At 43.4% G+C, this 12,373-nt stretch carries 9 protein-coding genes; 5 read left to right on the top strand and 4 right to left on the bottom strand.

Going from position 1 to position 12,373, the window contains the following annotated elements:
• Positions 1-258: 258 nt before the first annotated feature.
• Entirely contained in the window at positions 259-1,215 is a 957-nt protein-coding gene (locus MHN32_RS22695) for a methylenetetrahydrofolate reductase (RefSeq protein WP_102057467.1), read from the bottom strand.
• 270 nt (positions 1,216-1,485) lie between these two features.
• Here MHN32_RS22695 and MHN32_RS22690 point away from each other — a divergent pair, with 270 nt between their 5' ends.
• Entirely contained in the window at positions 1,486-4,362 is a 2,877-nt protein-coding gene (locus MHN32_RS22690) for a pitrilysin family protein (protein ID WP_239422882.1), read from the top strand.
• Positions 4,363-4,436: 74 nt separating this feature from the next.
• Here the strand turns inward: MHN32_RS22690 and MHN32_RS22685 are convergent, their stop codons facing one another.
• Positions 4,437-4,844 (bottom strand): diacylglycerol kinase, encoded by a 408-nt coding sequence (locus tag MHN32_RS22685; RefSeq protein ID WP_010607637.1) that lies wholly within the window; start codon positions 4,842-4,844, stop codon positions 4,437-4,439.
• A 243-nt stretch (positions 4,845-5,087) separates the two neighbouring features.
• Between MHN32_RS22685 and cysE the strand changes: the two genes are divergently transcribed.
• Positions 5,088-5,909 (top strand): serine O-acetyltransferase, encoded by an 822-nt coding sequence (gene cysE, locus MHN32_RS22680; protein ID WP_010607638.1) that lies wholly within the window; start codon positions 5,088-5,090, stop codon positions 5,907-5,909.
• Positions 5,910-5,957: 48 nt separating this feature from the next.
• Here the strand turns inward: cysE and xseA are convergent, their stop codons facing one another.
• Positions 5,958-7,295 carry an exodeoxyribonuclease VII large subunit gene (gene xseA / locus MHN32_RS22675; RefSeq protein ID WP_239422881.1) on the bottom strand — a complete coding sequence of 446 codons (1,338 nt, stop codon included), beginning with the start codon at positions 7,293-7,295 and terminating at the stop codon, positions 5,958-5,960.
• A 131-nt stretch (positions 7,296-7,426) separates the two neighbouring features.
• Between xseA and guaB the strand changes: the two genes are divergently transcribed.
• Complete coding sequence (guaB, locus tag MHN32_RS22670; RefSeq protein ID WP_174169755.1) at positions 7,427-8,896, top strand: IMP dehydrogenase; 1,470 nt, start codon at positions 7,427-7,429, stop codon at positions 8,894-8,896.
• A gap of 105 nt (positions 8,897-9,001) precedes the next feature.
• Positions 9,002-10,576, top strand: a complete 1,575-nt coding sequence (guaA, locus tag MHN32_RS22665; protein WP_102057462.1) for a glutamine-hydrolyzing GMP synthase — start codon at positions 9,002-9,004, stop codon at positions 10,574-10,576.
• A 404-nt stretch (positions 10,577-10,980) separates the two neighbouring features.
• On the opposite strand, the gene MHN32_RS22660 is transcribed toward guaA, so the two are convergent.
• On the bottom strand, positions 10,981-11,553 hold the full coding sequence (locus tag MHN32_RS22660; RefSeq protein ID WP_239422880.1) for a hypothetical protein: 573 nt from the start codon (positions 11,551-11,553) through the stop codon (positions 10,981-10,983).
• A 52-nt stretch (positions 11,554-11,605) separates the two neighbouring features.
• On the opposite strand from MHN32_RS22660, the gene MHN32_RS22655 reads away from it, so the two are divergent.
• Positions 11,606-12,373, top strand: a 768-nt coding sequence (locus tag MHN32_RS22655) for a transposase (protein ID WP_239422879.1), incomplete at its 3' end; no start/stop codon positions are given.

Below are 12,373 nucleotides of genomic sequence, written 5' to 3'. Positions count from 1 at the left end.
CTTGCCGCCTAGTAATCTAGGCAAAAGTTGAGCAACAATGAACAAAGCGCACTCAGGTGAACCCAAAGGGCAGCGCTTGATTGGCATTTCTACTGTGTTGCCCCACAAGGATGTGGGGTAAGGTGACTTTGCAGGAGCACAAAGTCTTTATCGCCAGACTTACATAGAATGACTATGCTACGCAGGCTCTGCCTTGTATAAATACCAATCAAACTGCTGCAAAAACAAACTTGGAAGATCAACAGGCCCTAGACTGCATTAAGCAATTTGCTTTTCCGCAAGGCATAATTCCATGGTCGCCTTCAACAGTCGATAAAGGTTTATCGACGCGTCAATTTCTTCTTTTCGGTTTGTTAAGCTCTCAATATTTAAGCCAAGAGAAATATCTAGGTGTGAGCAGCTTTTTAAGATTTGATCTAGATTCTCTCTACAAATACGAATTGACTCACTTAGTGTGTTTTCTGAATCTAACATGCGCCATTTGGTTGCTTCTGGTACTGAGATCCCCAGCCACTCCATAAACTGCAAGGTCTTTTCTCCACCACATGGAGTAAAGGTAAGAATAATGCGTTTTGGTGTTTGCCCTTGCTGTTTACAGGTGCGAGCATAGCTCGTAATAAGATCTATGGTTGCTTGAGCGTCATACACTGCTTGGGAAACAAAGAATTGGCAGCCTTGCTCTGTTTTATCAATTAACCTTTCGTGTTCATTACGCTTACTGGCGTGGCGCTCTGCGATAGTTACACCACCTAAGAAAAAGTCATCTTGATGATGCTTCAATACCTTATAGGCTTCAGAAAGCGGCAACTTAATATCGCCTTGTGAAGACGGACTGCCCACTAATACTAGATTGTTTAACCCATATTGCTGTTTTGTGCTGCTTAACCAATCGCCAAAAGCTTCACTATCGCGCTGTGCCACACTTTTATACGTAATTACATCAAGGTGTGATAATTCGCGGATCAACTGACTATATTCACACGGATCAACGGTGTGCTTAAAAGGAAATGGACGTGGTACTTGAGTACGGCTGCTTTCATCTTGAATGTCATAGATGATCACGCCGTCGTATTCAATCTCATGTAAACGGCCCAAAAGCTTAGCGGCAATTGATTTTAGCTGCTCTGGGTCGGTGCCAATCTTAGGTGGTGTGGTACCAATTAAATATACCCCTTGGTTAGGGTCAATGATTTTCTCTTGAAGCGTTAAAGCCATAATCCTCATTCCACAAAAGCATTTCTGTATCTCTTTACTAATATAGCAGCCATTTAGACGTCTAGATAGATTTTTTTAATGAAAGAATTTCAATAATTATGAATTTATCTCAAGTGCTCAAACCAAAATTTCATATTTGTTTACACATTAGGATGGTAAATCACCTTGGAAATTAGCGAATTAGTATGGCTTTGGGGCATAATCAGGAGGTTTACTAACGTAAGTGAACACGACTTACTTAGAATAAAAAATATGATTAGGACCAAATTCATGAAATTCAAATTACTAGCAACCAGCTTTGCCGTAAGCTTAGCGCTTAGTGGCTGCGCAGCGACGAATTCAGACCAAGCCCAACAGTCAGCTGAAAGTACTCAAGCTGCCCAATCCAATAAAGTATTCGCCCAAGATTATGTTTTGGAAGAGCTAGAAAATGGCCTTCGCGTCATGGTAGTTAAAACTAACTATCCTGATGTGGTATCGCTACAGATCCCGGTTTCTGTTGGCTCGCGTAATGAAGTCGAAGCGGGTAAAACCGGCTTCGCTCACTTCTTTGAGCATATGATGTTCAAAGGCTCAGAAAAGTATCCACAAGATGTTTATTCAGACATTCTAAAAAATTCAGGTGTTGATAATCGCGCCTACACCACCAATGACTACACGAACTATCACCTAAATTTCTCGAAGCAGCATTTAGATAAAGTATTAGAAATCGAAGCGGATATCTTTCAGAACCTGACTTACAGTGAAGAACAGTTTCGTACTGAAGCACTAACCGTGAAAGGTGAATACCTTAAAAATAATGCCAGCCCAGTTCGAAAACTGCTTTCTGCGGTAAGAAAAGAAGCATTTGATAAACATACCTATAAACACACAACGATGGGCTTTTTTGAAGACATCGAAGCAATGCCAGATCAAATGGCCTATGGTAAAACCTTCTTTGAACGTTTTTACAAGCCAGAATACGTATCGCTTGTCATTGTGGGTGACGTAGATCCAAAAGAAACCATGGCTATGGTGAAAAAGCACTGGGGTAATTGGAAAAAGGGTGATTATCAAGCTGATATTCCAGTTGAGCCTAAACAAGAGAAAGCACGTTACGTCCATGAAAAATATGATGGCTTACCAGGTCACTGGTTGCTTGTTTCATATAAAGGCACTGCATGGGAGCCGAAGAAAAAAGATCGAGCTGCGCTTGATTTGATCTCGCAGTTATACTTCTCTCAAAACTCTGAGTTATATCAAGAGCTGGTGGTAGACAAACAGCTTGCAAGCCAAATGTTTACCTACAACCCTGAAACCAAAGACCCTGGTCTTCTGCATGTTTTCGTTAAAGTTGAAGATGAAAAAGATCTGGCGACAGTGCGTGATGCAATCAATAACACTTACGCAAAAGCACGCACAGAGCTGGTAGATGAAAATAAACTTGCTGCACTTAAATCAAACCTAAAGTACAGCTTTATTAACGGCCTTGACTCATCACAATCTATTGCTTCGACACTCGCAAGCTACATGCATTTTGAGCGTGACCCTGAAGTGGTGAATGCGCTTTATGCAAGTGCAGATAAAGTCACTGCGAAAGACATTCGTGATATTGCCAATAAATACTTTGTGGACAGCAGCCGCACAACGGTGACTATGTCTGCACTTGAGTCTGTGCCTGGTTTTGATAAGGAAGTTAACTTAGACAAGTTAGTAGCAAAAATGGACAAGCCAGTAACGCGTCATTTCAACGTATTAGACAAGACCAATAATTCACCGCTGGTGGATGTGAACTTTCTTTTTTACACAGGTGCTGCCGCAGATCCTGCAGGTAAAAAAGGTCTTGCTGCGCTTACTGCGGCTATGATTGCCAAAGGCGGAAGTGAGTCGCAATCATACAAAGAAATTCAAAAGGCGCTGTATCCTATTGCTGGTAGCTTCGGTTATCAAATCGATAAAGAAATGATTTCTTTACGTGGTCGTATTCATAAAGATAATGCAGATCAATGGTATGGCATTGTGAGTCAGCAGCTTTTGAGCCCAGGGTTCAGAGAAGATGATTTTAAACGTCTGAAAAAAGAGCTCATCGACGGCATTAAGGCTGGTTTGAAAGCGTCAAATGATGAAGAACTAGGTAAAGAAGTGCTTTATCACGAGCTGTACAAAGGCCACCCATACGAAAGCTATAACTTTGGTGATTTATCAGACTTAGAAGCAATCACACTGGATGACGTTAAGGTTTTTTACGCTCAGCAATTTACTCAAGCTAAACTTAACGTGGGTATCACAGGTGCACTCGATAAACAGCTAAAAGAAGCGATGTTTAACGATCTTGCGGCTTTACCTAAAGGCGAAGAAGCGCGTTTACAAGTGCCAGATGCCCCTAAACTATCTGGTCATCACGCAACCATCGTAGAAAAGAATGCAAAATCAACAGCGGTCTCTTTTGGTTTCCCAATCGACACGGTTCGTAGCAGCAAAGACTGGGCTGCGCTTTGGTTAGTGCGTTCATACTTTGGTGAGCATCGCAGTTCAAACAGCCACTTGTACCAGCGTATCCGTCAGGTACGTGGTATGAACTATGGTGATTATGCATACATCGAATACTTCCCTCGTGGTATGTTCCAAACTAAGCCGGATGCAAACTTAGGTCGTAGTGAGCAAATTTTCCAAGTGTGGTTACGCCCACTTCGTTCTAATAACGACGCCCATTTTGCAACGCGTACTGCATTGTTTGAACTCGATAAGCTGATCAAAGAAGGGATGAGCCAAGCAGACTTTGAAGCAACACGTAACTTCTTAATCAACTTTGTGCCGCAAATGGTGGCGAGCCAAGATAGACAGCTAGGTTATGCACTTGATAGCCAGTTCTACAGCACCGATGAGTTTGTTGCCTATGTGACAAAGCAGCTAGCGTCGCTGTCTGTTGAAGATATCAATCGAGTTATCAAAGAGAACTTGCAGACCGAAGATATTCACTATGTGTTTATCACTGGTGATGCAAAAGACATGGCGAAGCGCCTAAGTGCTGAGCAGCCATCTCCTATGACTTATAACACGAAAAAGCCTGATGTATTGCTGGCAGAAGATGCTGAAATTGCTACATACCCGCTAAATATTCCAAGTAAGAATATTAAAACGTTGGATGTAGAAAAAGTGTTTGAATAACGATTATTCAGCTTATAAAAAATGGCGGCTAAAAATTTAGCCGCCATTTTTTTGTGTCAAAACCACGCGTAATTTTAGGTTATGGTGTTGAACCACTCCACTGCGGCAGCTATCCAAATTAACGAGCTAATTAATAATGTCAGCGTAACGGCCGCTGATGCCATATCTTTTGCACGACCAGATAGTAAGTGATGCTCGGTACTCACTCTATCTGTCAGCGCTTCGATTGCCGAGTTGATAAGTTCTATGACTAATATCAACAGTACACTACCGACCAATAAGGCCCACTGAGCAATACTTTGCGCCACTATGATTGATAAAGGAAGACTTGCCACCAGTAACCACGTTTCTTGTCTAAATGCCGACTCTTCTTTATAAGCCGCTTTCATTCCTTTCGCCGAGCAATGCGTTGCTTTGATTATCCGCGCAAGCCCTGTGCCATTTGGTTTGTTGGTATCCGTTGTCTTGATCTTTATCGACATATTAGCGATCCCGCGTTGGTAGTATTCAATGGGGCGTTATTATACGAAGATCTACTCAGTTCGACAGTGCTAAATTGTAAGAATCTTTGGTCCAGCTGAGGGTATTTAAAACCAGGCTAAAATATGTTGGTTGGTTATTAGATATAACCAAGTGTTTGAAGCCTGATTTTTTATAATACATGACACTCAATGACTCTAAGCGTTACACTATGAGAAGTATCAGTATTATCGGAAGTTCGTCACATGAGACATGAGATTTGGAATAAGTTACGCGAAGAAGCCAATGAGTTGGTTGCTCGCGAACCATTGCTTGCTAGTCACGTTTACTCGAGTATTTTAAATCACGAGTGTCTTGGTTCTGCATTAAGCTTTATCGTTGCAAATAAGTTGGCGGATGCCGTGGTGTCAGCATTTACAATCCGCGAGTTGTTCGATCAGGCCTTTGTGCACTGCGATACTATGCTGACTCATGTTGCACATGATATAAAAGCTGTTAAAGATCGTGACCCAGCTGCCGATAGTTATCTCAACGTAATTTTAAATCTGAAAGGTTTTCATGCAATCCAAGCACATCGATTGGCATACTGCTTATGGCGTCAAGACAGAAAAGAGCTGGCTCGCTTTATACAGAGCAGAACCTCTGAAGTATTCGGTGTTGACATCCATCCTGCTTGTAAAGTCGGTCATGGTATTATGTTTGACCATGCGACTGGTATAGTCATTGGTGAAACCGCGGTTATTGAAGATAATGTTTCTATTCTGCAATCAGTCACACTTGGTGGTACGGGTAACGAGCAGGGTGACCGTCACCCGAAAATCCGCGCCGGTGTATTGATTGGTGCTGGTGCCAAAGTACTTGGCAACATTGAAGTAGGAGAGGGCGCTCGAATTGGGGCTGGTTCTGTTGTACTCAGCCCTGTAGCACCGCACACTACGGTAGTGGGGATCCCTGCTAAGGTGGTTGGTAAGCCATCATGCCCATGTCCTGCAGAGAGTATGAACCAAAACTTCCTAGAAGACGATGATAGGCTCGAAAATGAGTCTATCACTTCTGCGATGTTGTAGGTTATTAGATTAAAAATGGGGAAATCACTTCCCCATTTTTATGTCCGCTTACTGGGTTGCTTTGACCATAGACACCACCTCCCCATCAGCCAGTTGCGTAATTATCGGCTTTTCTGGGTCGACATCCGCCACTGACTTAATCACGTTATCTTCCTGCTTGGCAATACTATAGCCCCGAGCTAATACCGCCAGTGGGCTGACACTGTCTAGTTTTGCGCTTGATACCGCGAGTTGATGTCTTTGTGTATTAAGCTTTTGCTCCATTGCATACTGCAACTTATCACTGAGTTGTGCGACCAATTGCTTGAACTGAGCGATCCTTTGCTCTGGATGTAATCGATCAAATCTATGTTGCAGCAAATGAAATTGCGATTGCTTTTGACGTAAGTGATAGGCTTGAGCACGAATTAATCGCTGCTCTAACTCATCAACTCGCTGTGTTTGCTGCATAAGTTGATTCTTAGGGTGTTGTATTTGCAGTCGGGCTTCAAAGTTTGCTAAACGCTGTGATGCACCTTCAAGCCGACGCTTAAAAGCCTGATTGAGATATTGTAGTAACTGCGAAGTACGCAATTTTAGCGCTTCTGAGTCTGGGCTCACTAGCTCTGCGGCCGCCGATGGGGTTGGCGCTCTGACATCTGCAACATAGTCAGAAATGGTAGTATCTATTTCGTGGCCTACTGCGCTTATCACCGGAATTGAGCTGGCAAAAATGGCCCTTGCGACGGGCTCCTCGTTAAAGCTCCATAAGTCTTCTAATGAGCCGCCACCTCTGCCAACGATCAATACGTCTACCTCGCGTCTAGCATTCGCCTGAGCGATTTGTTTGCAAATCTGCTGCTTGGCTTCATCGCCTTGCACTAGAGCTGGGTAAATTACAACTTGTAACTGTGGGGCGCGACGTTTGAGTACAGTCAAAATATCCTTGATGGCAGCGCCTGTCGCTGAAGTGACGACCCCTACGCGATTAATGACACTTGGCAAAGACTTTTTGTGACTAGCCGAAAATAGGCCTTCTGCGGCTAGTTGCATTTTAAGGGCGTCAAACTGTTGCTTGAGCAAGCCTTCACCAGCTGGGGCCATTTGCTCGACTATCAATTGATAGTCGCCTCGCGGTTCATACACTGACACTCTAGCTTGTACCATTACCTGCTGACCGTTGGCTGGGCGGTGGTTACAGTATCGATTATTACCTCGCCACATGGCCGCTTTTATCTGTGCTTTGTCATCTTTTAGAGAAAAATACCAATGCCCTGAGGCCGGAGCAACAAAGTTTGAAATTTCTCCGGTGAGTTGTACAGAGGCAAAACCTTGTTCTAAGAGCGCGCGTATTTCTCTGTTAAGTCTTGATACAGAATAGGTTTTGTTATTATTGGGGTATCCCATGTTGGCCTCCATAAAAAATTCACAGTCACTTTATCACATTTTTTGCTAAATTTTATTTACTCCCATAAGGAACGCTGATAAAATTCGCACGCAATTCCTTATACTCAGTTCACTTGAGAGAAGCCGCGAACATGCTAAGAATTGCAAAAGAAGCCCTTACCTTTGACGACGTACTTTTAGTACCAGCTCATTCAACTGTTCTTCCTCACACCGCAAACCTGAAAACGCGTTTGACACGTGGGATTGAATTAAACTTACCGCTTGTTTCCGCTTCAATGGATACAGTGACAGAAGCGCGCTTAGCGATCGCTCTGGCACAAGAAGGTGGTATTGGTTTTATCCACAAAAACATGACTATCGAAGAGCAAGCTCGCAACGTGCGTAAAGTTAAGACGTATGAAGCGGGTATTATCTCTTTCCCTGTGACGGTTACTTCTGATCTTACGATTGCAGAAGCAATGGAGCTTGCACAGGACAAAGGGTTTTCAGGTTTCCCGGTTGTTGGTGCAAACAACCAACTTGAAGGCATCGTGACTAGCCGTGATATGCGTTTCGAAACTAAGCTAGAAAAAGCAGTTTCAACGGTCATGACTAAGAAAGATGACTTAGTGACAGTAAAAGAAGGCGCATCTCGTGAAGAGATCCTTGGCCTCATGCACGAACACCGTATCGAAAAAATCTTAGTGGTTGATGACGCATTTGCACTAAAAGGCATGATCACCGTTAAGGATTACCAAAAAGCGCAAGATAAACCAAACGCGTGTAAAGATGAGCAAGGCCGTCTTCGTGTTGGTGCTGCTGTTGGTGTTGGTGCTGGCACTGATGAGCGTATTGCTGCTTTGGTTGAAGCGGGTGTTGATGTACTACTAATCGATACTTCTCACGGCCATTCTCAAGGTGTTATTGACCGCGTTAAAGCCACGCGCGAAACTTATCCAGAGCTACAAATTGTTGCAGGTAACGTCGCAACTTCAGAAGGTGCAATTGCATTGGCTGATGCTGGTGCAGATGCCGTTAAAGTGGGTATTGGCCCAGGCTCTATCTGTACTACTCGTATCGTGACTGGTTGTGGTGTACCACAAATTACTGCGATTTCAGATGCAGTAGAAGGCCTAAAAGGTCGTGATATTCCAGTGATTGCTGACGGTGGTATCCGTTTCTCTGGTGATATCGTAAAAGCGCTAGTTGCTGGTGCTGCATGTGTAATGGTGGGGTCTATGCTAGCGGGTACTGAAGAGTCTCCTGGTGAAGTTGAACTATACCAAGGCCGTTACTACAAGTCTTACCGTGGTATGGGTTCTCTTGGTGCGATGAATCAAAAAGAAGGTTCGTCTGACCGTTACTTCCAGAAGAGCGATGCTGCTGACAAACTAGTACCTGAAGGTATCGAAGGTCGCGTAGCATACAAAGGACCAATCGCAACGATTATCCATCAGCAAATCGGTGGTATTCGCAGTGCAATGGGTCTAACAGGTTGTGCAACCATCACTGAATTAAATACTAAGCCGCAGTTTGTTCGTGTGACTTCTGCGGGTATGGGTGAGTCTCACGTACATGACGTGCAGATCACCAAAGAGGCGCCTAACTACCGCATGGGTTAAGCCTCAAGGCGTGTTTCTGGGCTAGCAAGTTGCTAGCCCTTATTACTTTTGATAGAGGCGCAATGCGGCTTTATCCTGTTTAGTTCCTAACTAACGAGATTATCAATGAGCAAAGATATCCACGATTCCCGAATTTTGATCTTAGACTTTGGTTCGCAATACACTCAGCTAATTGCACGTCGTGTACGTGAAATTGGTGTTTACTGTGAACTTTGGGCTTGGGATGTGACAGAAGAGCAAATCCGTGAGTTCAACCCTCAAGGTATCATTCTATCAGGTGGCCCAGAGTCAACGACGCTTGAAGGTAGCCCAAAAGCACCAGATTATGTATTCGAAGCAGGCGTGCCTGTACTGGGTATCTGTTATGGTATGCAGACGATGGCAATGCAGCTTGGTGGTCAGGTACATAGCTCAGATAAAAAAGAATTCGGCTACGCAAAAGTAGAGAAAGTAGGCGACTGTAAGCTATTTGAAGCGATTGAAGATCACATCGAAGATGGTGCTGGTTACCTAGACGTGTGGATGAGCCATGGCGATAAAGTTGCTAAAATTCCAGATACATTCAAAACTTCAGCGAGAACGGATACTTGTCCTCATGCGGCAATGTCTTGGGAAGAAAAGCGCTTCTACGGTGTACAGTTTCACCCAGAAGTAACGCATACTCAGCAAGGTTTGCGTTTACTAGAGCGTTTTGCAATTGATATCTGTGGGTGTGAAAAACTATGGACGCCTGAGCAAATCATTGAAGATGCAATTGAGCGTATCAAAGAGAAAGTAGGGGATGACGAAGTTATCCTTGGCCTATCTGGTGGTGTTGATTCGTCAGTGGTTGCAATGCTTATTCACCGTGCGATTGGCGACAAACTAACCTGTGTATTTGTTGATAATGGCCTACTACGCTTGAATGAAGGCCAGCAAGTAATGGATATGTTCGGTGATAAGTTTGGTCTGAACATCATCAAGGTAGAAGCTGAAGATCGTTTCCTTAATGCGCTTAACGGTTTAAATGACCCTGAAGACAAACGTAAAGCAATTGGTCACACCTTTATTGAAGTATTCGATGAGCAAGCCAGCCAGCGCGTGAATGCAAAATGGTTAGCACAAGGTACAATTTACCCTGATGTTATCGAATCGGCAGCATCTAAAACCGGTAAAGCACATGTGATCAAATCTCACCACAACGTGGGTGGATTACCTGAAGATATGGAGCTAGGTCTGGTTGAGCCACTACGTGAACTATTTAAAGATGAAGTTCGCAAGATTGGTCTAGAGCTTGGATTACCGTATGACATGCTTTATCGTCACCCGTTCCCAGGTCCAGGTCTTGGTGTTCGTGTGCTTGGCGAAATCAAGAAAGAATACTGTGACTTACTGCGCCGTGCTGACGCTATCTTCATTGAAGAGCTACATAAAGCGGACCTATACCACAAAGTATCTCAGGCATTCGCCGTGTTCCTGCCGGTACGCTCTGTTGGCGTGATGGGCGATGCACGTAAATACGATTGGGTGATCTCACTACGTTGTGTTGAAACTATCGACTTTATGACGGCACGTTGGTCACACTTACCATACGAGCTACTAGGCCACGTTTCAAACCGTATCATCAACGAAATTGATGGTATTTCTCGCGTGGTTTACGATGTATCAGGTAAGCCGCCAGCGACAATCGAGTGGGAATAGACTTGGTTGTAAAAACCTAACCTAGCTTTCGTTAGATTAATAAAAGGCCAGCCAGTATTTCTGACTGGCTTTTTTTATGAATTCTTACTTTCTTAAAAAACCTTGCGGAGGTATTTGGTTTCTTCGCAGTGATGTTTATAGTGATGCTGGCCTGCTATTTTTTGGGCTGTGACTGCACAGCACCTCATTTCACATATATCAAACCGATTATGGTGAATCTGTAACTTGTTTCTGGACAACTGGTGGCTCTGTGCCTGCAAGAGTCGTTCGGTTACCTGAACATCAACAATTCTTGCTTTATGAAAGCTGACTCTCGGTAACGCTGTGTTAATCGACAAAATATAGTTTTCTAGAATTAAGCAAAAGCCAGCTGTATTTTGTCTTTGTTAAACAGCTTGTTATAGCTACTTTTTACCTTCATCATAAATTATTGCCGCAAGGGCTGGGCGAACAATAGCAAGAATTAGAACAATAATTACGAGTGCTCCCATAATCAATTTAACTAATTTAAAGAACCATGGTCTTTGCCAGATTTTTCCTGTTTCTTTCTCTAGCCTCTTTTGCTTGATGAATTCATCATAAGCTTTATTCAGATCATTGTTTTTAGTAATTTCTGGGTACTCAATGACAAAGCCAATTTTAGCAAGAGAGACACGGGCTAATTCTGATTGTTCTTGGTTGACGTAAAGCATATGGTTTTTAACATCGGCATAGTAGCGAATACGCTCTTGATCCAATACATCTGAGATTTTAACTGAGTCAACCAAACGCATATCTTGAATTAGGGGTCTATAAACTGGACTATCTTCATTTGCCCATTTAACTACAAAAATTGCAAGAAGCATTGATATACTCAAAACCAGAAGTAGCTTGTGTTCTTTTGTGATTAGTTTACTAATTTTATATCTCCGTGACACCGAATCTACTGCCGCGTTTACTAAAACGCTGACACCTACCACTAAGTTTGCACCTTCCAAAGATACCGCCTAAGCTTTAGTTTTGCACTCAAAGGATTGAGGAAACCAAACTATGGCAACTGCCCGTAAAAAACAAATCAGTTTAACCGACACCAAATACTACCACTGTATCTCCCGTTGCGTAAGGCGTGCGTTTCTGTGCGGTAAAGATAAATTTACTGGCAAATCATACGAACACCGCCGAGATTGGGTTGAAGAAAAGCTCCTGATGTTGGGGTCTGTGTTTTGTATTGATATTTGTGCTTATGCCGTGATGAGTAATCACACTCACATTGTTTTATATGTTGATGATAAAAAGGCTAAGCGCCTGTCGGATAAAGCGACTGTGATACGATGGCATAAGTTGTTTAAAGGCAATTGGATAAGCCAAAAGTTTATTGAAGATGAGCCACTGAGTGAGTCGGAGCAATTGATACTCGATGAGCTGGTTGATAAGTACAGAGAAAGGCTAGTCGATATTAGCTGGTTCATGCGAGTACTCAACGAAGACATCGCCCGCCGAGCAAATAAAGAAGATAATTGTACAGGCCGATTCTGGGAAGGACGATTCAAATCCCAAGCATTACTGGACGAGGCTGCATTGGCTGCTTGTCTCGCATATGTAGACCTAAACCCAATTAGAGCCCAAATTACCGCAACACCTGAAACCTCAGACTACACCAGCATCAAAAAACGCATCGACCACGCTAAGCTGGGCAAACAACCAAAAAGCCTACTACGTTTTGCTGGCAGCCCACGAAAACATATGCCAAAAGGACTGCCCTTTGAGCTCAAATCCTATATTGAGTTGGTTGAACTCACAGGCCAATGTATTCGCGCC

This window comes from Pseudoalteromonas sp. Of11M-6 (genome assembly GCF_022347905.1).
In the GTDB taxonomy this organism is placed as follows: domain Bacteria; phylum Pseudomonadota; class Gammaproteobacteria; order Enterobacterales; family Alteromonadaceae; genus Pseudoalteromonas.
This window is presented reverse-complemented; position numbering and strand designations above follow the sequence as displayed.